The sequence below is a fragment of the Mesorhizobium silamurunense genome (genome assembly GCF_014843825.1).
Lineage (GTDB): Bacteria > Pseudomonadota > Alphaproteobacteria > Rhizobiales > Rhizobiaceae > Mesorhizobium > Mesorhizobium silamurunense.
In genome coordinates, this window is record NZ_JHQR01000012.1 from 17,756 (window position 1) to 37,042 (window position 19,287).

Annotated in this window: 22 protein-coding genes and 2 pseudogenes; 13 read left to right on the forward strand and 11 right to left on the reverse strand. The window is 61.0% G+C overall.

What is annotated here, in order from left to right; genetic code table 11:
• Positions 1-254: 254 nt before the first annotated feature.
• The 3 genes from DH10_RS37790 to DH10_RS01245 are packed head-to-tail and all read left to right on the forward strand — an operon-like array spanning position 255 to position 4,468.
• Positions 255-3,353, forward strand: a complete 3,099-nt coding sequence (locus DH10_RS37790) for a phage tail protein (RefSeq protein WP_192384084.1) — start codon at positions 255-257, stop codon at positions 3,351-3,353.
• Positions 3,354-3,782, forward strand: a complete 429-nt coding sequence (locus DH10_RS01240; RefSeq protein ID WP_192384085.1) for a hypothetical protein — start codon at positions 3,354-3,356, stop codon at positions 3,780-3,782. It abuts the gene before it with no gap.
• Positions 3,779-4,468, forward strand: a complete 690-nt coding sequence (locus tag DH10_RS01245) for a hypothetical protein (RefSeq protein ID WP_192384086.1) — start codon at positions 3,779-3,781, stop codon at positions 4,466-4,468. Before DH10_RS01240 ends, DH10_RS01245 begins: the two co-directional genes overlap by 4 nt.
• Positions 4,469-5,047: 579 nt before the next feature.
• On the opposite strand, the gene DH10_RS01250 is transcribed toward DH10_RS01245, so the two are convergent.
• Positions 5,048-5,431 carry a hypothetical protein gene (locus DH10_RS01250; RefSeq protein WP_192384087.1) on the reverse strand — a complete coding sequence of 128 codons (384 nt, stop codon included), beginning with the start codon at positions 5,429-5,431 and terminating at the stop codon, positions 5,048-5,050.
• Between the two features lie 342 nt (positions 5,432-5,773).
• Here DH10_RS01250 and DH10_RS01255 point away from each other — a divergent pair, with 342 nt between their 5' ends.
• Positions 5,774-5,965, forward strand: a complete 192-nt coding sequence (locus tag DH10_RS01255; RefSeq protein ID WP_192384088.1) for a hypothetical protein — start codon at positions 5,774-5,776, stop codon at positions 5,963-5,965.
• An 8-nt stretch (positions 5,966-5,973) separates the two neighbouring features.
• Here DH10_RS01255 and DH10_RS01260 read toward each other — a convergent pair whose 3' ends face one another.
• Positions 5,974-6,150 carry a hypothetical protein gene (locus tag DH10_RS01260; RefSeq protein ID WP_192384089.1) on the reverse strand — a complete coding sequence of 59 codons (177 nt, stop codon included), beginning with the start codon at positions 6,148-6,150 and terminating at the stop codon, positions 5,974-5,976.
• A gap of 103 nt (positions 6,151-6,253) precedes the next feature.
• Between DH10_RS01260 and DH10_RS01265 the strand changes: the two genes are divergently transcribed.
• The 8 genes and pseudogenes from DH10_RS01265 to DH10_RS01300 all read left to right on the forward strand — a co-directional run bounded on the left by DH10_RS01265 (position 6,254) and on the right by DH10_RS01300 (position 9,451).
• The gene (locus tag DH10_RS01265) at positions 6,254-6,574 is read left to right on the forward strand and encodes a hypothetical protein (RefSeq protein ID WP_192384090.1); all 321 of its coding nucleotides are present in this window, start codon (positions 6,254-6,256) and stop codon (positions 6,572-6,574) included.
• A 231-nt stretch (positions 6,575-6,805) separates the two neighbouring features.
• The gene (locus DH10_RS01270) at positions 6,806-6,997 is read left to right on the forward strand and encodes a helix-turn-helix transcriptional regulator (RefSeq protein WP_192384091.1); all 192 of its coding nucleotides are present in this window, start codon (positions 6,806-6,808) and stop codon (positions 6,995-6,997) included.
• The gene (locus DH10_RS01275) at positions 6,997-7,203 is read left to right on the forward strand and encodes a hypothetical protein (RefSeq protein WP_192384092.1); all 207 of its coding nucleotides are present in this window, start codon (positions 6,997-6,999) and stop codon (positions 7,201-7,203) included. Before DH10_RS01270 ends, DH10_RS01275 begins: the two co-directional genes overlap by 1 nt.
• On the forward strand, positions 7,200-7,400 hold the full coding sequence (locus DH10_RS01280; protein WP_192384093.1) for a hypothetical protein: 201 nt from the start codon (positions 7,200-7,202) through the stop codon (positions 7,398-7,400). Before DH10_RS01275 ends, DH10_RS01280 begins: the two co-directional genes overlap by 4 nt.
• Complete coding sequence (locus DH10_RS01285) at positions 7,397-7,855, forward strand: helix-turn-helix domain-containing protein (RefSeq protein ID WP_192384094.1); 459 nt, start codon at positions 7,397-7,399, stop codon at positions 7,853-7,855. The genes DH10_RS01280 and DH10_RS01285 overlap by 4 nt, the downstream gene beginning before the upstream one ends.
• A gap of 104 nt (positions 7,856-7,959) precedes the next feature.
• On the forward strand, positions 7,960-8,262 hold the full coding sequence (locus DH10_RS01290; RefSeq protein WP_246811453.1) for a DUF6074 family protein: 303 nt from the start codon (positions 7,960-7,962) through the stop codon (positions 8,260-8,262).
• Between the two features lie 26 nt (positions 8,263-8,288).
• Positions 8,289-8,402 (forward strand): annotated as a pseudogene (locus DH10_RS38070) (hypothetical protein); the annotation flags it as partial.
• A 14-nt stretch (positions 8,403-8,416) separates the two neighbouring features.
• Positions 8,417-9,451, forward strand: a complete 1,035-nt coding sequence (locus DH10_RS01300; RefSeq protein ID WP_192384096.1) for a tyrosine-type recombinase/integrase — start codon at positions 8,417-8,419, stop codon at positions 9,449-9,451.
• A 142-nt stretch (positions 9,452-9,593) separates the two neighbouring features.
• Here DH10_RS01300 and DH10_RS01305 read toward each other — a convergent pair whose 3' ends face one another.
• The 5 genes from DH10_RS01305 to DH10_RS01325 form a co-directional block, all read right to left on the reverse strand.
• Complete coding sequence (locus DH10_RS01305) at positions 9,594-10,364, reverse strand: SDR family NAD(P)-dependent oxidoreductase (RefSeq protein WP_192253824.1); 771 nt, start codon at positions 10,362-10,364, stop codon at positions 9,594-9,596.
• 13 nt (positions 10,365-10,377) lie between these two features.
• Positions 10,378-11,373 carry an ABC transporter permease gene (locus DH10_RS01310; protein WP_192253826.1) on the reverse strand — a complete coding sequence of 332 codons (996 nt, stop codon included), beginning with the start codon at positions 11,371-11,373 and terminating at the stop codon, positions 10,378-10,380.
• Positions 11,374-11,493: 120 nt separating this feature from the next.
• On the reverse strand, positions 11,494-12,534 hold the full coding sequence (locus DH10_RS01315; RefSeq protein WP_192253828.1) for a sugar ABC transporter substrate-binding protein: 1,041 nt from the start codon (positions 12,532-12,534) through the stop codon (positions 11,494-11,496).
• 40 nt (positions 12,535-12,574) lie between these two features.
• Entirely contained in the window at positions 12,575-13,339 is a 765-nt protein-coding gene (locus DH10_RS01320; protein ID WP_192253829.1) for an ATP-binding cassette domain-containing protein, read from the reverse strand.
• Positions 13,336-14,502, reverse strand: coding sequence for an ROK family transcriptional regulator (locus tag DH10_RS01325; protein ID WP_192253831.1), 1,167 nt, complete (start codon positions 14,500-14,502; stop codon positions 13,336-13,338). Before DH10_RS01325 ends, DH10_RS01320 begins: the two co-directional genes overlap by 4 nt.
• Before the next feature lie 209 nt (positions 14,503-14,711).
• Between DH10_RS01325 and DH10_RS01330 the strand changes: the two are divergent.
• Positions 14,712-15,884, forward strand: a pseudogene (locus tag DH10_RS01330) (M24 family metallopeptidase).
• Between the two features lie 322 nt (positions 15,885-16,206).
• On the opposite strand, the gene DH10_RS01335 reads toward DH10_RS01330, so the two are convergent.
• The 4 genes from DH10_RS01335 to DH10_RS01350 form a co-directional block, all read right to left on the reverse strand.
• Positions 16,207-16,962: an ABC transporter permease gene (locus DH10_RS01335; RefSeq protein ID WP_192253833.1), complete on the reverse strand. Its 756-nt coding sequence runs from the start codon at positions 16,960-16,962 to the stop codon at positions 16,207-16,209.
• A complete protein-coding gene (locus DH10_RS01340; RefSeq protein ID WP_192253835.1) occupies positions 16,959-17,732 on the reverse strand; it encodes an ABC transporter ATP-binding protein in 774 nt (257 codons plus the stop codon). The genes DH10_RS01335 and DH10_RS01340 overlap by 4 nt, the downstream gene beginning before the upstream one ends.
• Complete coding sequence (locus DH10_RS01345; RefSeq protein WP_192253837.1) at positions 17,732-18,784, reverse strand: ABC transporter substrate-binding protein; 1,053 nt, start codon at positions 18,782-18,784, stop codon at positions 17,732-17,734. The genes DH10_RS01340 and DH10_RS01345 overlap by 1 nt, the downstream gene beginning before the upstream one ends.
• A 68-nt stretch (positions 18,785-18,852) precedes the next feature.
• On the reverse strand, positions 18,853-19,287 hold the full coding sequence (locus DH10_RS01350) for a VOC family protein (RefSeq protein WP_192253839.1): 435 nt from the start codon (positions 19,285-19,287) through the stop codon (positions 18,853-18,855).

Sequence of the window (19,287 nt, forward strand, 5' to 3'; positions counted from 1 at the left end):
ATGCCTCCTCTCGGCACAAAAGTTACAGTCGGGCATTATACTTTCCCGCCCGAGGCACCGCGCCCAAACAAGACGATCACGCGCCGAACCGGGCTTGTGACACCGGTTGCTCTGGGTCGCCCAAAGGCAGCGGTCATCGGAACCGGCCGTGTCGACGGCATCCCGGTTTATGGCCAGGCCAAAATAGTGACCACCACCACCAAGGAACTCGGATCGGGTCACAGTTCAATCTGACCTATCCGGAGCCCACGTCTGTGGCAACGATCGATGTCGGCTATCTGCTCTGCAAGGATTACTTCCGCCGCGGCTATTCGCTGATCAGGCTCGAGGCCGATGGTGAAGTGGTCTTCGATGCTGAGAACGGTGCCATTCCGAAGGTTGCCTTCCGATTCTACAATGGGCTTCAGACGGCGGTAGACCCCATCGTCAGGCAGATCGTTGGACCGAACGCCGGCGCTCACCATGGCGATGTTCTCATCTTCCTGCCCGACTACCCGGCCGCTCAGGCACCGACCATTACCGCCGTCATCTCCAACGCTGCAACCGACGTCGGCGGCGTGACAGAAATCAGATGGACAGGAGAAGAGCCGGTCAATCTAAACAATACACCAAGGAGCACCTACGATCCGAATGACGGATTGATCTATCAGGTTTTGACGACTGCCGAGATTCCCTCTCTGACGACATGCTACCTTTCAGTCTTGGACGTCGACACGGAAACAGAACTCTACCGCGTTCCGCTCGAAGACTCGTCCGCGTATGTCAACAATGCTGCTTTCATCGTAGCCCTTCGCGGCTCCGGTCATGTCGTCATTCGCCTGGCCGTGCCGGCTGAAACAACTTCTCCGTCGCGGGTCTACAACGCTTCGACGGGCCGCATCGTAGCGGAATGGCGCGAAGATACCGACGTGTCAGCTTACTGGATGATGAGCCAGCAATTTGAAGATAAGTGGCTGCTGCTTGGTGCTGATGTTGACGGCAGCAGCGGTCTCGGAACCTTTATGGCGGTGATCGACATTGCGTCCGGCGCATTCGACGTCACGCGCAATGATGCACTAGGGTCCGTCTATTTCTCGCTTGGCCGACACTTGGCCGGCGCTGCGTCCTTCTTCGTGCATAGCAGCTCAACTTGCACCGAAGTCACCTACAATGGGGAGACGTGGTCGACGGCGCTCGCTTATTCGTCTGTCGGTATAGTTACTGGCATCCACTACGATCCGTTGACCGAATTTCTCCTCGTCCTCGAGCAACTCTCCGGCACGGAGAACGTCCAGCTTGTGACGCCTGACACCGGGGCGGTTGCTGACGCCTTTACCCTCTCACAGACGCTGTTCCCGTTGGTGGACAACCTGTCAGGTGACAGGGCCTTCCCTAAACCAGGATTTGCGCTATTCCGATCGGCAACAGAAGAGCTCTGGTCTATCGATATCAGCAGTCACACGGCGACGTTGCTTGACGATGTCTATGCGCAAACGGGCGTGAATGACGCAAGATTTGGTCTCTACGATCAAGCCCGCCTGTCCTACTTCATGGCAACTGGCGATACGGTTTGGACGAAATACACATTGCCCGGCACGCAACCCGGAGAGATCACTCTTGAAAGCCATATCACCGACCTTCTGACCTGCCTTGGCCCTTACACAATCGATCAGATCGAGTTTTCTGGATTTGAAGGTCTGTCGGATTGGGGAGACGTTATCGACAAGGACGGCGCGAACATTCAATCTCTGCTTCGGTCCTATCAGGATCCGCTCGGGTTCGTTTGGACCGACATCGGGAGCAAGATCGTCTTCCGCAAAACGCCGACTGACGGCTCGTTCGTGGTAGACGCGACGCTTGCCGATGACGATCTCGTCTTCAAACGGAACGGCTCCGTCAACTCGGATGACGAAAGCGACCTGACTCAGATCTCAAAGGTGACGCTGGAATACACGTCCAAAGACGACAACTACCAGCAACGCACCGTTTACGCGGATAGCTTTGACGAGATGTACGAGGTCACGCGCTCGACGAAGGAGATGAACTTCTCCACGTCTATGGTGTTGTCCGATGCCGACGCAGAGCGCCTCGTCCAGGAGATGCTCTTGAGGACGCAGGCGCAGGAGCGGACGCATCGCTTCTCCACCTTCTCCGATTTCACGCACCTTATCCCCGGTGATGTCGTCAGCGTCCCGTCCGGCAACGTCGCCTACACGGTCGAACTGACGAAGGTGAACGTTAGGGAAAACCTCCAGATCGATTTCGAGGCCAGGGGCTTTCAAACTGCGCTATCGGCCGATGTGGCGGCCGTAACCAACGCCGGTTTCTCCGGGATCTCAACGGTCACTGTGCTGTCGCAATACATCCATCTGGATATCCCACTGCTTCGCTATTCAGACGACGCAGCCGGCGCCGGGATCGTTCAATACGGCGTGGTCGCCTCGCGCGGACAAGCGAACTGGGGCGGCGGCACGCTCTACAGTGGAGACAACGCAAGCGAGCTCTCTGTTGAGTACGACCAGGCCGCGCACGGCGGTGTCATAGGCGTGTGTGTCGACGTTCTGGCCAATCCTTTCGATGCATTTGCGACCACGGATGACTCGACCGTCACCATCCGGAAAATCTCCGGTGACGCAACGCTGCTTGTCGACCGAACTGAGGACGAAGTTCTGGCCGGAAAGAACCTCGCATTCGTGGGCTCTGCGGGCCGCTGGGAGGGTGTAGGCTTCAAGACCGTCACCGACAACGGCGACGGCAGCTACACGCTCTCTGGCTTTGCCGTGAGGGGCTATCGCGGCACGGAAGTGTTCGCACCTCTCCACCAGGTTGGCGACCTTTTCGTAATGGTCAGCGCCGAATGGGTGGAGCCGGTTTTGCATGGGTCTGCCGACCTCAACAGGACCAAATTCTACAAGGCCGTGGGCTTTGGCCAAAGCCCGGCTGCATCGGTTGCTGTGGTCCACACGCTCCGGGGCGCGGCAGAGACGCCTTACGCCTGCGTGAACCTCAATGCGGCACTTGGAAGCCCAGACGGAATCGATCTGTCGTGGAACTACCGCTCCCGCCTCGCTGCCGGCCTCAACCCGGTAAACTTTGGCGAGGCATCACTTTCGTTCGAAATCGACATCATGGACGGGTCAACGGTTTTACGGACGCTGGAGAGCGCGGCCGGCGCCGTGCACTACGATGACGCAGACGTTCTCTCAGACTTCGGCGGCTATCCCGACGAACTCACCTTTGAAGTCTACATGATGGGCGCCTTTGGCCGCGGCTATAGAGCGCGGCGCCACGTCGTCTTCAACTACACGCCGACGTGGGACTCTGCCCGGGTCACCTTCGACAGCACCGTCAACACATTCGATCAGGAGCCGTAAATGGGACAGCAAACCATCAACCTTGGATCTTCAGGGAATGACGGAACCGGCGATGACATCCGCGCCGGCGGCTACAAGATCAATGACATGTTCACTGAGCTTTATTCGCAGTTCGGCATGGTCCCTCCAAACGCGCAAACTGGCACCACCTACACGCTTGACTTGGCGGACACAGGCGGGGGCATAACGCTCGACAATGCGTCCCCGATCGCCCTGACGATCCCGGCGCATGCTGATGTCGCGTTGCCTGTCGGTGCTGTCATCAGCGTTGCAGGGATCGGCGTCGGCGCTGTCACGGTGACCGGCGACACGGGCGTTTCAGTAAACGGCTCGAGCGGCGGAAGTGTCGTTTTAGACGGCTCATGGGTGCCGGCGACTCTGTGGCAATACGATACCGATATGTGGATGGCCTTCGGCAGGTTCGCATGACTTTCCCTTTTGGCGTTATCTCATCGCAAGCCGCTTCCGGTGGCGGCGGCGGCTCGCTGCCACCTGGCGCGACGGCATTTCTCGATTTCGTCAACGGCTTTTACTATGCCGGCGGATCGACAGCGGCGGTTGTCGATCTACTCGGCGGCGGCTTCGATGCTGGGGCGATCTCCGGCTACGGCATGCGGATCACGCCATCAAACGGCAACGCGCCAAAGGCGATCGGCGATTTCCTTTCTGATCTGGCCACAGGGTTGGCCGCCGGCTGCACGATCCTATTCGACATCAGTTCGGCCATCGATCCGTCTGGCTTCCTGATGTTCATGGCGGATGGCGCCAACCTTGATGTCGCAAGCGAGGCCATCATTGCCGCTGCCCTTGGCAATCTCAGTGATTATTGGGATATACTCATTGACGATGGCGTGACCGGGGCTGGTGCTCATAAGATTGCCATGACCCTGGCCCGCAATGTCGGTGGCGGTAACTATGAATATGCCTTGTGCCATGACGGCAACACCGCAATTACGCAGACCGTGAACTACCTGACCCATCTGGCGTCTGTCGACACCGTCCTATTCGGTCATGACGGCGTCGGAACCGGCAACTCGCTTAACGACATCTATATCCGCTCGATGACGCTCTACCCAGCAAAACTGCCCGCCGATCTGTCGACGCTGAGCGCGTAGGCCCTTTCCTTTTTGTGTGATTCCTGGTCTCAGCAGCCGAGATACTGCCGGATTACCGCTAGATCTATCTTGCCAGTTCTCCCAGATTTGTGAGTCAACACATCCCAGTGACCCGTGTCATCCAATCGCAGGGCTACTCGAACGCGATCTTCCGGGTTGGGGCATCTGTCTTTGATCAGGTTATTGACTGCGGTCGCTCCACCTAGATTCCAAGCGTCAATGTAGTCGTCTTCCCAGTCTCGCATTGCATGATTCCCCTAGCTGCCCTGATCACCGAATTTTAGATCACAACATTTGTAGCGACTAACGTTGCGCGGAAGTGAAATTCACGCCAATGTTGCCTCTGCAGCACCCAACGGGAGATGGGTGCTAGCCATCTCCCGCCGGCGGGTGCGCCTACTGGTACGCAGGGTTTGCGGAACGCGTCTCTTGTCAGGGGACACCGCAAACCCTAGCCAGCACCCTCCAATCTACAGGCAACAAGCGTCCCACGCCCGCTGTGGGCTGGCTTTTCCCACAAGGTTTTTGTTCCCTGTCCGTTCTGCCGTGATTAGACGCTCACCCGGCGGACCTGAAGTCTCAGCGCATGTAGTTTCCGTCGACGACCGCGCCGAGCTTTTCATTGAGACTTCCCTTGATGAGCGCCACGCCCTTTCCACTCGCGTCTGCCACACTGCAATAGGCTGCGATGGCAATGCTCACTTGTCCCTTATTACCAGCCGCGGCCCACTTTTCCGTCCAGACATGCACCGCAACTGAGTGGTCGTCTACTCGGTTGATGGTGTCGATAGTGCTTTGCCAAGAGGCAAGAATCTTCTGTGGGTCGAGTGACTTGCAACCGGTCGCGACCTCCTGATTGACGGAGGCCGCCAACCCGGACTTTTCGCCAGAATTAAACAGCTTCGGAAAAAACAGATAGGCCACGATTAGACCGGCGGCCGCCAAATACTTATATCTTTCCAAGAGTTTCCTCCCCCTTCGCCCAAACTTCATCTTGCTGTAGCAAAATGACGGCGTCAAATGGCGTCGGAACAAGGCAGCGGGTTTTTTGCGGCCTTATAATGTGAAATGCAAATCGCAGATTAAATATAAGTCACTGATTTCCCTGTGGGGCGACACCGCTACCAAGGTGGCAGCAAGATAAAATATGCAAAATCCACTCTATCGAATTATTACTGGTAAAAAGTCACAGTTATCCACTTGACTGGATATGGCAATTAGAGCCATGATTCTGAGGTTCGCAGCGGGGGCTTGCGGACACAAGCTCCCCGCTACTTGTCAACAAAAGCTACAAGGGAGCTTCTAATGACCGATTGCCTTAATACCACAATTCCCCAGGCCTCGCCAATGGAACGCATGGCGGCATCCGCCAAGGAATACATGGCAGCGCTTGACGAGTATGTCTCAGCCAAGGGGCTCAAGCCGATCTGGTACAGCCTGGCCGACGATACAGATTTTAATTTCGGCATTCTCTGCCGCCTCGAGCCAAAGCCATGAAGCTCGTATTATCGGAAGATGCCGGCGATCCCGAGCGGGAATTCCGCACGGCAATCCTGAGAGAGCGGCGAGACGCGATTGCTGCCGGCAAGGCCTTTGCTGCGGCCTGCATAAGTGGCGACGTCGCCGGCTTCTACGCTGCGGTCGATCAGATCAATGAAACAACAGTCGACGGCTGGCGCCATGCTGCCATCGGTGTTTCACGGCTTCGCAATGTCGCCTCAGGCATCCGGGAAGCATTCTTGTCGGTCTGGATCGAGCACAAGCACTTGCCGCTCGACGTTGGCCATGGCGGGAGCGCTGCGCATTCTGATGCCTCCAGCCTACCGGGGGGAGCCAATCCGGCTCTATCGTGGCGCCAGCGCAAGGGAACGCCGCTCCGCCTCATACGGCTTTTCGTGGAGCACAGATCGCACCACGGCCCGCAGTTTTGGCGAGCACTGGCAACGCAGCGCTAACGGTGGTGTTCTGCTCGAAACAATCGCGCCCGCACAAGCCATCCTGCTCGTGCGAGAGGTCGAAGGCTACTACGACGAGGGCGAAGTCGTCGTTGATCCGTATGGCCTTGGACCCGTCAAGCTGGTCGAGCGCTTGCCGTCGACTCGCTGATTCTTCGGCCGCCAATCGTGGCGTTTGGCCAAGCCGCCCTTCGGGGCGGCTTTTTCTTGCCCTGTACAGCGTATATTACAGAGATTTAATAAATCAACGAATAACACCTGAAAACATTGAAGCCTTGGGGTGTACCAAAAATTCCGTAAACAGCTAAGATTCCGGTGCATTGTAGACAGAGCGATTTTTGGCCTTATTACACATTGCTGCGCAACAAAAGGCAGCAAAACAATGCAAATTCTCTCCATCAAAGAAACCGCCAAACGTGTCGGGATTTGCCGGTCGACACTCTTGAAATTGACGCGGGATGGCAAATTTCCTCGCCTCGTCCAGATCACCCTGAAACGAAAAGGCTTCGTCGACTCGGAAATTGATGCGTGGATCAACGCCCGCATTGCCGAGCGAGACGCGGAGGCGGCGTGATGTCCGGCGCCGACGAACTCAGCCGCCTTCGGCAACAGGCCGATGATGCGCAAGTCCGGCTCGATAGCCTGTTGCGCCAGCGCGAGGACGCACAGGAAGGCCGCGGACTGGCGCCCAAGCCAGAGGAGATCGACAAGGCCCGCGACCGTCTGGAGGCCGCTGAGGCATTGTTGCGGGCGCATGAGCGCATGGCGGCTCGCGCATGACTGATATTGCCGCCAGGCGCCTAGCAATTCGCAACTACTATGATGCGAACCGCGAAAAGCCACCGTTGACGGTGTCTGCTGAATTGCAATCGAGGTGGCCCGATTTCTCAGAAGAGGATCTTACGCGACTTGCTGAAGACATCGCCGACCTCAACATCAACCGGCTGCTTTCTCCAGATGCATCAGGTTCCGCATGAGCAGCCGATACAAGAGGAAGGGAAAAGCGAAGTTCCTACTGATCGAGGGATATCTGATCAGGTCGACGGCTTGGCAGCATGCCACGCCCAATGACCGTGCACTCTACCTCGAGCTCAAGTGGCGGTACGACGGCTTTAACAATGGGCGTATCGGGCTGTCTATCCGGGATGCCGCCGACGCGCTCGGCATCGGCAAGAATGCGGTTTCGATGAGCTTCTCCAATCTGCAGAGCAAAGGCTTCGTGGCCGTCGTCACCAAGGGGGCGTTCAGCGTCAAGGTCAAGCGTGCGACCGAGTGGCTGCTCACTGAGTACAAATGCGATGTGACCGGCGAATTGCCACGAAAGGACTTCATGCGCTGGCGGCCGGAGGAAAAAATCACGGTCCTCTCACAGGTACGCTCGGTCCCGCCACAAGGACACCTAAGCACCCCGGAGGCTCAGAAATATGGGTGAAAACCGCTTCACGGTCCCGTCACGGGTACCGTACACCTTCGTTTCATGGGGCTGTCGGTCCCGCTACGAGGACACATATAGATATACCACATGGGGGGCGGCCGATGTGTTCTGACCAACTCGACCTCCTTACCTGGAGACCGCGGTTCCGACTGGTGGTGTTCCCTCTATCGGCCAATGTCGGAAAGGTCCGCCGCTGCGCTGAGGTGCTCGAGCGCAAGCACGGCAGAAACGCCGATGCCTATTGGAAGAGAGTCATCGGCCCCATGGTCGAACGTCTTTCGACGGCCGGCGTTGCGCTCGATGTCATCCAAAGCGAAATCGACGCCTTCAGCATGGCAGTTCAGCTTGAGATCCAGCGCCGCGCATGGCTTGGCCATAACAGACCGGGAGGCAGCGCCGCATGACCCTTCCTCGTGCCATGACGCCGAAGATGGTCGCCGATCTTTGGCTTTGCTCTGAGCGCCATGTCCGCAACCTGATCGCCGCGGGCGAGTTGCCAAGCTTCAAATTGGGCGGCAAGTTGCTGCGAATCAGGGGCGAGGATGTGGAGGCTTACGAATGTCGGACTGGAGCATCACACGACTCAGGGGCGGTCTTGCCCTTGCATTCTACCGGGACGGAAAACGTCACCGCCATTCACTCGGCACCAGTGATCCGCGCGAAGCTCAACGCCTTGCGCCAGCCGTCTTTGCGGAGCTAACCAGGCCGCAGGGCAGAAAGGTCGCCGACCTTTGGGAGGCGTATCGTCTGGACAAGGCGGCAAAGTCGATCGCCACGACGATGAGCTTTACCGGCAAAGCCATCTTGCCGCACTTCGGGCACAGGGACGGCGAGGACATCACCAAGGCCGAATGCGACGCCTACACCGCTACACGGCGGAAGCTGGGGCGTTCCGATGGTGCCATACATACCGAGTTGGGCCACTTGCGCACGGTTCTTGTGTGGGCGCTCAAGAAGCGGCTTATCGGCTTTGCTCCCGAGATCGAACGGCCGAAGAAGCCGGCGCCCAAGGATAGGCATTTGACGCGAGACGAGGCAAAGCGCGTCTTGGCCGCGGCTACACTGCCCCACGTCCGACTTTGCATACATCTCATGCTTGGCACGGCGGCGCGCATATCGGCACTGCTGGAGTTGACTTGGGATCGTGTCGATTTCCAACGGCGCGTCATCTACCTGACCGACCCGGAGAACACGCGGGAGCAAAAGGGGAGGGCAAATCCGCCAATCAACAACACATTGTTTGCCGCCCTGCAGGAGGCCCGCAAGGGCGCTCTGAGCGACTACGTGGTGGAGTGGGCTGGCGATGGCATCAAGTCCGTCAAGAAGGCCATAGAGACCGCAGCAACGAAGGCCGGGCTACAGGATGTCAGCCCGCATGTTTTCCGCCACACCGCCGCCGTATGGATGGCAGAGGCCGGTGTGCCTATCCCTGAAATCAGCCAATATCTCGGGCACAGCAATATCGCTATCACCTACCGCGTTTATGCGAGATACAGCCCGCAGCATCTTCGCAAAGCCGCAAGCGCTCTGGAACTTGGAATTTACGAAGTTCCCTCTGTCACACCTGAACCTGCAATGAAGAACACAGGATGAACATGGTGCCGAAAACGCCCGTGTACGAAGCGCTCTATTCCCAGCGCGCTGCGGCTTTCAGAGGGGGTTAGAAAGTTTACACCGAAGATGTCGGCGGTTCGAGCCCGTCATCGCCCACCAGTTTCCCGGCACCAATCAAGAATCACGGCGGCGTCAGGCGGAAATCCTGGCCTTCGGGCAGGAGCTGGCCGCCGTCGACGACGATGGTCGTCCCGGTGATGTAGCTGGCGTCGTCCGAGGCCAGGAACAGGAAGGCGTTGGCGACGTCGCGCGGCGTGCCGAGGCGCCCGAGCGGCACGGCGTCCTCCATGCTCTTGATGAAGGCGGCATCGCGGTGAAGCTTCATGCCTTCGGTCAGGATGTTGCCGGGTTCGACGCCGTTGACGGTGATGCCGTAGCCGGAAAACTCAAGTGCCGCGGCACGGATGAAGCCGTTGATGCCGGCTTTGCTCGCAGAATAATGGCCATGGCCGGGGCTGCTCACCTGCGGGCCGGTTATGGAGGAGGTGAAGAGCATGCGGCCGCTGCCCTGAGCCTTCATCGGCGTCAGCGCGGCACGCGCGGCGTTGAAGCTGCCGCGCAGGTTGACCGCCATGACGCGGTCCCAATCCTCCGGGCTGGTGTTCTCGATGAGCTGCCAAGGGTAGATGCCGGCGTTCTGGACGATGATGTCGAGGCGTCCGTGACGCTGCAGCGCCAATGCGACCACTGCTTCCGCGTCGGCCATTTTCGAAATGTCGGTGTGGATGAAGGCGGCACCCAACTCGTCGGCACTCGCCTTGCCGGCTTCGGCTTCGCTGTCGGCAAGGACCAGTTTTGCGCCTTCCTCGGCGAAGCGCTGGGCTATGCCCTTGCCGATGCCACGCGCGGCGCCGACGATCGCTGCCACCTTGCCTTCGATGCGTCCAGTCATGCGAGCCGTCCAGTCATGCGAGTCTTTGGCGAATGGTTTGCTTGAAAGCGTCGAGCAGCACGGCCGCCAGCACCAGCAGGCCGTGGATGACCTGGGTGAAGTTGGCCGGCAGGCCCATGAGGTTGATGGCGGTGTTGATGGCCGACAAAAGCAGCACACCGGCATAGACGCCGGGCAAGGTGCCGACGCCGCCTTTGAGGCTAACGCCGCCGATGACGACGGCCGCGAAGGCGTTGAAGAGCAGGCCGACGCCGAGATTGGCAGTCGCCCCGGAGGTGCGGATGGCAAGCAGCCAGCCGGCGAGGCCGGCGATGGCGCCGGCAAGCACGAAGGCGATGATCAGGTTACGGTTAACGCGGATGCCGGCTCGGAAGGTCGCCGTCTCGTTGCCGCCGATCATCACCAGATGCCGGCCGAAGGGCGTCTTGGCCATGATCAGCGAGAAGATGACGTAGCAGGCAATGGCGATCCAGGCGGTGAGCGGCAGGCCGGCGAGGCGCTGGATGCCGAACCAGCGGATTGCCGGCGCAAGATCCTGTGCCGAGCGGCCGCCCGAAACGACCAGCACGAGGCCGCGCACCCAGATGTAGGACGCCAGCGTGATGATGAAGGCGCTCATCTTCACCCTGACGATCAGGAGCCCGTTGAAGGCGCCGATGATGCCGCCGACGAGAACGGCAAGCAGCAGCGAAACCGGCACCATCAGCCATTCCGGATGCAGCTGCACGCCGAGGCCGATACCCGACGAGCAGAACAGGATGCCGACCGCCATGGCGCTGAGCGCCGCGACCGACTCCACCGACAGGTCCATGTGGCCGGCGATGATGACCAGCGCCAGGCCGATCGACATCACGCCGAGCACGCTGGAGGCTTCGATGATGTTGGCGAAGATGCCGAGCTGGAAATAGTTCGGAATGAGCAGGGAAAAGACCACCAGCACGAAGACCAGCATGAACCAGACGAGGTTGTCGAGAACGAGCTCGAGAGCGTGGCGGGTGCGGGGGTTCATGAGCTGATCCGGTTGGTGCGCAGGTTCAAGGTGTTGCAGCGTCCCGCGCGCTTCAATGCGCGCACGCGGCTTTTGAGGGGCGCTCCGAACCGATTGTGGCCCGGAGCGATCCTCGCGGTCTTATTCGACTGACTTCACCGTGTCCGTCGGCGGCTTCTGGTTGCCCCAGAAGGCCGGGTTGTCGACGTTTTCCTTGGTGATCGCGGCACCGGGGATCTTGATGTTCGGCCCCCAGGCTTCCTTGGTCACCACCGATTTCAGGCCAAGCACGTCATAGTAGCCGGGCTTGATCTCTTGCTTGTTGACGACCTTGTCCATGAACATGGCAACCGCCGCCGCCTGCGCGTAAAGCGGCTGCTCGACTTCGACGTTGAGCCAGCCCTTACGGATCAGGTCGAGGCCGACGGGCGCGCCGTTCGAGCTCATCAGCATCACATCGCCCGGCTTCTTGCCGGCGGCCTCCAGCGAGGCTACGCCGGCGACCGATAGATGGGCGGCGTGGCTGAAGATCAGGTCGATATCGGGATTGGCGAGCATTTGGTCGGCAACGATGGTGCCGGCATTGCTCGCTTCCCACTGCATGGCCGGCAGCGAGATGATCTTGACGTCCGGGAACGCCTTCATCTTCTCCTCGAAACCCTTCTGGATATCGAGCGTGTAGGGATCGCCGGGATCGCCCAACACCTGCAGGATCTTGCCCTTCACCGAGCCGTTCTTCGCCTTCAGCAGCTTCTCAGCCTGGTCGGCGGCGACATGGCCGATCTCGACGGTGCCGGCGACCGAGGTGAAGTCGGAGGGGGTGGATGTGATCTGGCGGTCGAATTCGACCACCGGGATGCCGGCGGCGCGGGCCGCCTCGACCGACGGCTTCAGCGCATTGAAATCGACCGCCGCAAGGATGATCGCCTTCGGCTTCAGCGCGATGACGTCGTTCATCTGTGACTGCTGGGCGTCGGTCTTGTTGTCGGCGTTCAGCGTCTTGAAGTCATAGCCGACCTGCTTCAGGAACAGCTCCAGCGCGCTCACCGAGCCGGTCTGGAATTCATCGAGCAGTGTCGGCACCAGATAATAGACGGTACCCTTGGACTGGGCGAATGCCGGCGTGAGCGTGGCAACGGCCAGTGCCAGGATACCGAAGACAGAAAATAGCATTCGCTTCATGTCGTTCGCTCCTCTTCTCGCCGGACCCCTCATTTGTCCCTCAGCCCGCCGGTCCGGCACCGGCGAGCGTCTCCCCGGTGATCATGTTGATCACCGCATCGGGACTTGTCTTGTTGCGCGCTACATCGCCCGCCACGACGCCCTGGCGGATCACCACGATCCGGTCTGCGACCTGGAAGGCCTGCTGCATGATGTGGGTGATGATGACGACGCCGATGCCCTGGCTCGCCACCTGGCGGATCATGTCGAGGCCGCGCCGCGTCTGCTCGACGCCGAGCGCGGCGAATGGCTCGTCGAGCAGCACCAGCTTGCCGCCCCAATGGACGAAGCGGTTGAGCTCGATCGCCTGCCGCTGGCCGCCCGAGAGATGCTCGACCTTGGTGCGCAGCGAGGGAATGCGCGTGCCGGCATTGGCCAGCGCCTTGGCCACCACGGCCTCCATGGCGCGCTCGTCGAGTACCGGAACGCCGAGCACCTTGCGGGTGATCTCGCGGCCCATGAAGAAGTTGGCCACCACGTCGACATTGGTGCAGAGCGAGAGGTCCTGATAGACCGTCTCGATGCCGGCGGCCTTGGCCTCGGCGGGCGATTTGGCGAGGAACTCCTTGCCCTCGAACAGCATGCGGCCCGAGGTTGGCTCCAGCCCGCCGGCGATGATCTTGACCAGCGTCGACTTGCCGGCGCCGTTGTCGCCAAGGAGGGCCACGACCTCGCCGCGTCCGATCGAAAAGCTGATGCCGCGCAGCGCCTGGATGGCGCCGTAGTTCTTGGCGATGTTGTCGAGGACCAGCAGGGGTTCGCTCATGCCGCGATGTCTCCGCCTTTCAGAAGGTCGCCCTCGCTCTGCCGCTTGGCGGTGAAGATCTGGCCGAAGCGCGGCGAAAGCACACCCGAAACGGCAAGCGCCGCCGCCCCCCGCAGCACCGTGTGCTGGCCGCCCTGCGCCACAAGGATGCGGGATATCCGTCGGTCCCTGCGGGCCGAGACCGAATTGTGGAGCGGCTCCGCCGATGCCGCCAGCCGCTCGAGCAGGGCAGGCGAGGCCAGTCCGCCGAGAACGATCGTCTCGGGGTCGAAGAGGTTCTCGATGGTGGCGATCGCGTTGCGAAAGATCGGCGCGACCCCGGCCACCCAGTCGGCATCGTTGCCGCTCCAGCGGCCGCGCGCTTCCAGCGAGATGTAGCGCTCGAGGCAGCCGCGGTTGCCGCAGGGACAGGGCTCGCCGCCCGGGACGACCGGGACATGGCCGATCTCGCCGGCATTGCCCCAGGCGCCGCGCAGCACGCTGCCGTCATGCAGCATGGCGCCGCCAAGGCCAAAGCCGAAATAGAGATAGTAATATTCGGCGTGCTTTGCGCCGATGCCGTAGAGGCGCTCGCCCATTGCGGCGGCCGCCATGTCGTTCTCGAAGAAGGCCGGCAGGCCAGTGACGGCGGTCAGCCGCTCGCGCAGCGGAACATCCTGCCAGCCTGCCATGGTGGTCGGTCCGACGAAGCTCATCGGTTCGACGCCGAACGGTCCCGGAAGCGCCATGCCGATGCCGATGACGCGGCCAGCCGAGCGGCGGCCGGTCAGTTCGGTGACCATGGCGCCAATAGCATCGAAGGCGTCGTCGGGAGCGGCGTTTGGCGCCTCGCGATGCGCGCTCTCGATCACGTCGCCGCTGAGGTTGATCAGCGCCGCGTCGATGCCGAGCGGGGTGAGGTGGATGCCGACGGCGAAACCACCTTCCGGATTGATGCGCAGTGTGGTCGGCGGCAGGCCGCGGCCCTTCGGCTCCTCGCGAACCGACAGGATGTAACCCTGCTCCTCCAATTCGCGCACGATGGTCGATACGGTCTGGACAGTGAGGCCGACATGCCGGGCGATCTCGCCGCGGGCGATGGGGCCGAAGCGGCGGATGGACTCAAGCACGATGCGCCGGTTGTACGGCCGCCCGAACTCCTGATTGGTTCCCCGCAACGCCATGGCTTGCGCTCCCAGTTGACGCAAGGTTCGCAGAGAAGATTTATTCAGTCAAATGGAATTCAAAAATAAGTTTGGGCCGAGGGTTCAAGAAAGGACAAGCCTTGGTAGGACCTGTCGACGTGGCGGCCTTGGCTGATTGCCTCCATGTTGAAGCCGCCTCAATGGTGAACGGCACCAGCAACCGTTGATCCAACAAGCATGGAGCAGAAATGATCGAACTGCCGTTTGCCCGCGCCGAATACCAGCAGCGGCTTCGCAAGATCCGCACCGAGATGGCCAAGCGTGGTCTCGAACTGCTGACCGTCAACGACGTTGCCAACCAACATTACATCACCGGCTATGATGGCTGGTCGTTCTACACGCCGCAGGTGGTGCTGGTTCCGATCGAGGAGGCCGAACCGGTCTGGATCGGCTGCGCCATGGATGCGGCAGGCGGTCTTCTGACGGCCTGGATGAAGCCCGAGAATGTGGTCGGTTTCCCGGAAGACCATGTTCAGCGGGCCGACCGCCACCCGATGGACTGGATCGCCAACTGGATCGTCGACAAGGGCTGGGGAAACAGGCACATCGGCATCGAACACGAAGCCTATTATTTCTCTCCAAAAGGGCATGCCCGGCTTGTCGCTGGGCTTCCCAACGCAAGATGGCATGATGCCGATCTCCTGGTGAACTGGATCCGCGCGGTCAAATCCGCGCCCGAGATCGCCTATCTGCGCAAGGCGTCGACTCTCGCCGAAGCTGCCGTCGCGCGGGCTTTTGAAGTCATCGCGCCGGGCGTTCGCGAATGCGATGCCATTGCCTCCATCCAGGCGGCGCAGATCGCCGGCAGCCCGGATTTCGCGGGCGTGCCCTTCCACCGACGATCCTCGGCGGCGAGAATGCTTCGGCTCCGCACATCATGTGGAGCGACAGGCGGTTTGGAGACAACGAGACGATTGCGCTGGAACTCGCCGGCGTCTGCCGCCGCTACGCGGCCGGGCTGGCACGAACGATGCAGCTGGGGAAGACACCGACCCGTGTCTCGGACACCGCCAAGGCAGTGATCGAGGGCATGGATGCGGTACTCGACGCGGTGAGGCCGGGAACATCGGCCGAAGCAGTCGAGGCTGCGTGGCGCAAGATTATCCAACGCTACGGACTGAAGAAGGAATCGCGCATCGGCTATTCCATCGGCGTCGCCTATCCGCCGGATTGGGGCGAACACACGATCAGCCTCAGGCCCGGCGACAAGACCGTGCTTACGCCCCGGCAACGTCGTTCATTCCATCCTCGGCATGTGGATGGATGGTTGGGGCATCGAAATCAGCGAGACCATCCTGGTGACCGAAACCAGCCACGAGACCTTGACCAAGTTCCCGCGAGAGATTCATGTCAAACCCTGAGGGCGAGGCGATGGCGGCCCTGCCGGGAGCGCCGTTGCGGCCAATATCGATCCCGGCATTCTGGACCAGATGATCGAGATCCGGCGCCATCTACTACAGTCAGAGACGCCCGTCGGTCTATTTTCGGCTTGGAATCCGCAACGAGGAGGTCGGATCGGTTTATCCGCTTCACCATCCCGGGTTTCGTGTCGATGAGGCGGCATTGAAGATAGGCGTCGCGACCCTGGCTTCGGCGGCGATCCGGTTTCTGGCCGTGCAATCGGACTGACCAAGGCGAACACCGGCTCGTGAGGGTTTTGCACGGACCGGGTGGCGCGCTTGTTCAGTATCTGATGGTCCGGCGCTCGATTAGCACGACGATGCAGAACAGCGCGATCGATAGCGACGACGAGAGCACGATCGCAGCGTAGAGGCGGTCGGACTGGTAGTTGAAGGTCGCCTGGATGATTAGCGCGCCGAGGCCTTTGTCCGAGCCGATCCATTCGCCGACGATCGCTCCGATCACGGCCGTCGCGGAGGCGATGCGGAGAGAGGAGAACAGCATAGGCAGGGCGCGTGGCAGGCGCAGGCTCCAGAAAATCTCCGAGCGCGTCGCCGACAGCACCCGGAAAAGCTCGTGCTCGTTGTCGCTTGCCGAGTCCAGGCCGCGGATCATGTTCACCAGCGTCGGGAAGAAGCAGATCACCGCGGCGATGACGATCTTCGGGGTCATGCCAAGGCCGAAGATCAGGATGATGATCGGCGAGAGCGCCAGGATCGGGATGGTGTTGAAGAACAGGACAATCGGGAAATAGGCTGCTTGCAGGATGCGGCTGTGCACGAAGAGCACGGCAAGCAGCACGGCGGCCAGATTGCCGGTGACGAAGCCGGCCAGCGCCTCGATCAGCGTTGGCCTCAGATTGTCGATGAGAAGCGGAAAATTCTTCTGGAAGACGCCGAAGATCGCGGTCGGCGTCGGCACGATATAGGCGGGGACGCCCAGCAGCGGCAGCACGTACTGCCAGGCAAGCAGGATCGAAGCGGCGCCCAGAACGGGCAGCGCAATGGTCATTTGCGGGGAAAGCGGCGCCGGTCTCACGATGCGCGCTCCAGCGCGGCGCGCAGTTCCGCCATGGCGGCGACGATCGCGGCATCCTCGCGCTTGCAGCGGTTGCCTTCCTGCTTGAAGGGCCGCATGTCGAGGTCCTTCATCACGCGGCCCGGATTGGCGGCAAGCACGATGACGCGCTCGCCAAGGTAGACGGCCTCGGCGATCGAATGGGTAACGAAAAGGATGGTCGTGCCAGTACGCCGCCAGAGAGCCAGCAATTCGTCGTTGAGCCGGTCGCGCGTGATCTCGTCCAGCGCGCCGAAGGGCTCGTCCATCAAAAGCAGTTTTGGTTCGCCAAGCAGTGCGCGGGCGATCGCAACACGCTGACGCTGGCCGCCGGAAAGCTGATGCGGCAGGCGTTCACTGAGACCGCCAAGTCCCATCAGTTCCATCAGTTCCGTGCTGCGGTCCTCTATTCTGCGCGTCAGGCTGCGCTGGCCGACACCGAGCGGCAGCCGCACATTGTCGCGCACCGTGCGCCAGGGGAGCAAAGTGGAATCCTGGAAGATGAAGCCAACGTCGCGGCGCGAGCGCACCGCGTGCGGCGTTCCGCCGAGCACGCTGATCGTGCCGCCGAGCGGATCGAGCAGATCCGCCACCACGCGGAGTAGGGTGGACTTGCCGCAGCCGGACGGGCCGAGGATCGACAGGAATGAGCCGGCCGCGACGGTGAGGTCGAGGCCGGCGAGCACTTTGACGGCCGTCTGCCGGCCGCCATAGCCGACATCGAGCTTGTTGGCTTCGATCGCGTTCGCCATCAGGCCGCAGGGGCGTCGAGCTTGGGCCGGTCGGTGGCCGAAAGTTCCAGGATCTTGGTGGTGTAGACATCCTTGGCGGCCGGGCGCCCGTTCGGATATTGGCCAACCTTGTCGAGCAATGCCAATTGCTCCTCGATCGAGGCTGGGTCGAACGTGCCCCAGCCATCCTTGGCGGTCGCACCGTCGAAGGAGAGCTTGAGCACCAGGTTGACGGTCTTTTCCTCCCAGCCGAGATCCATTTCCGGATAGGCGGCGACCATTTTCTTCACCGCTTCCTGCGGGTTGGCGTGAACCCAGCCCCAGCCCTTGCCGACGGCGCCGATGAATTTCGCCAGCGTCTCGGGACCCTTCTCTATCGCCGCATCAGTGGCGAAATAGACGTCGGCGTAGGAACTAAGCCCGAGGTCGCGCACCAGGAGGTCGATGCGGTCGTCGCCGACGACGCTCAATGCCTGGGTGTTGGTGATCCAGCCGCCGATGGCATCGACATCGCCGCGTACCAACGGGCCCTTGTCGAAGCCGACATTGACGATGGTGACCTCGGAGGGGTCGATCCCGTTCTTGGCCAGGATCTCGTCGATGACGAAGCGCGCCGTCGGCTGGATGCCGATCTTCTTGCCCTTGAGATCGGCCACGTTGCGGATCGGCTTCGCCGGTTTCGAGGTCAAGGCATAAGGGCCGGTACGGAAGCCGCAGGCGATGATCTTCACCGGCACGCCGCTGGCGCGTGCTGAGTAGAGCTGCGGCGTTTCGGAAAACTGGCCGAGTTGCGCAGCGCCGGAGATCACCGGCGGCACCGTCGAGGCGTTGGGGCCGCCGGGGCTGAATTCGACCTCCAGCCCGGCATCTTTGAAATAGCCGTTGGCGACGGCCGCGATGTCGCCGATCTGGCCGTTGGACATTAGCCAGTCATACTGGATAACCACCTTGCCGGCGGCTCTGGCGCCCGGCGTCAGCATCAGTTGCATGCCGGCCGAGGCGGCCGCGACAGCTGCGAAGCCGCTTTTCACGAAAGTGCGGCGGTTCAGTTCGTAGTCTCGGTTCCCACTCATTTTTCGCTCCTGTTGCAGACTTCTTGTCTCTTCTTTCCAAGCGCCGCTCCCCTCCGGCTCGGCGTCGTCTACGGCTGTTCGTGGTGGTAGTCGCCAGGGCCGCCGTCGAGCCAGGCGTAGAGCTCCCAGAGCGTGTCGTCCGGGTCGGTGAAATAAGCGCAGCGCGCGTTCCAGACGTAGTTTTCGGGCGGCCCGTAGAAGGGCACGCCCTTGGCGCTCAACTCGCCATGCAGGCGGTCGATATCGTCCGGCCTATCGAGCTGGACGGCGACGCAGATCTTGTGGGCGTGACGCGGCGATCTAAGGTTGGATACGCCGGTGTGACGGTTGATGTGGTCGAGTTCCCAGGCGGCGAGCGTCACGCCCTCGCCTTGGAAATCGGCAAAGCCTTCGGCGCGGCGGCGCAGGCGAAAGCCGAGTTTCCCGACATAGAAGTCGACTGTCCGCTCGATGTTTTCGACGAGCAGGCAGACGTCGGAGATGCGGGTGACGCTCGCCGGCAT

Bases quoted from the DNA above. Each gene is read 5' to 3' on its own strand.
- DH10_RS01275 (WP_192384092.1), top strand. From the start codon at position 6,997: ATGTCCGGCGCCGACGAACTCAGCCGCCTTCGGCAACAGGCCGATGAT.
- DH10_RS01280 (WP_192384093.1), top strand. From the start codon at position 7,200: ATGACTGATATTGCCGCCAGGCGCCTAGCAATTCGCAACTACTATGAT.
- DH10_RS01325 (WP_192253831.1), bottom strand. From the start codon at position 14,502: ATGGCGTTGCGGGGAACCAATCAGGAGTTCGGGCGGCCGTACAACCGG.
- DH10_RS01340 (WP_192253835.1), bottom strand. From the start codon at position 17,732: ATGGCGAACGCGATCGAAGCCAACAAGCTCGATGTCGGCTATGGCGGC.
- DH10_RS01310 (WP_192253826.1), bottom strand. From the start codon at position 11,373: ATGAACCCCCGCACCCGCCACGCTCTCGAGCTCGTTCTCGACAACCTC.
- DH10_RS01245 (WP_192384086.1), top strand. From the start codon at position 3,779: ATGACTTTCCCTTTTGGCGTTATCTCATCGCAAGCCGCTTCCGGTGGC.
- DH10_RS01320 (WP_192253829.1), bottom strand. From the start codon at position 13,339: ATGAGCGAACCCCTGCTGGTCCTCGACAACATCGCCAAGAACTACGGC.
- DH10_RS01315 (WP_192253828.1), bottom strand. From the start codon at position 12,534: ATGAAGCGAATGCTATTTTCTGTCTTCGGTATCCTGGCACTGGCCGTT.
- DH10_RS01350 (WP_192253839.1), bottom strand. From the start codon at position 19,287: ATGCCGGCGAGCGTCACCCGCATCTCCGACGTCTGCCTGCTCGTCGAA.
- DH10_RS01260 (WP_192384089.1), bottom strand. From the start codon at position 6,150: ATGGCGCCAGCCGTCGACTGTTGTTTCATTGATCTGATCGACCGCAGC.
- DH10_RS01300 (WP_192384096.1), top strand. From the start codon at position 8,417: ATGTCGGACTGGAGCATCACACGACTCAGGGGCGGTCTTGCCCTTGCA.
- DH10_RS01305 (WP_192253824.1), bottom strand. From the start codon at position 10,364: ATGACTGGACGCATCGAAGGCAAGGTGGCAGCGATCGTCGGCGCCGCG.
- DH10_RS01240 (WP_192384085.1), top strand. From the start codon at position 3,354: ATGGGACAGCAAACCATCAACCTTGGATCTTCAGGGAATGACGGAACC.
- DH10_RS01290 (WP_246811453.1), top strand. From the start codon at position 7,960: ATGTGTTCTGACCAACTCGACCTCCTTACCTGGAGACCGCGGTTCCGA.
- DH10_RS01345 (WP_192253837.1), bottom strand. From the start codon at position 18,784: ATGAGTGGGAACCGAGACTACGAACTGAACCGCCGCACTTTCGTGAAA.
- DH10_RS01285 (WP_192384094.1), top strand. From the start codon at position 7,397: ATGAGCAGCCGATACAAGAGGAAGGGAAAAGCGAAGTTCCTACTGATC.
- DH10_RS01265 (WP_192384090.1), top strand. From the start codon at position 6,254: ATGGCGGGAGCGCTGCGCATTCTGATGCCTCCAGCCTACCGGGGGGAG.
- DH10_RS01270 (WP_192384091.1), top strand. From the start codon at position 6,806: ATGCAAATTCTCTCCATCAAAGAAACCGCCAAACGTGTCGGGATTTGC.
- DH10_RS01255 (WP_192384088.1), top strand. From the start codon at position 5,774: ATGACCGATTGCCTTAATACCACAATTCCCCAGGCCTCGCCAATGGAA.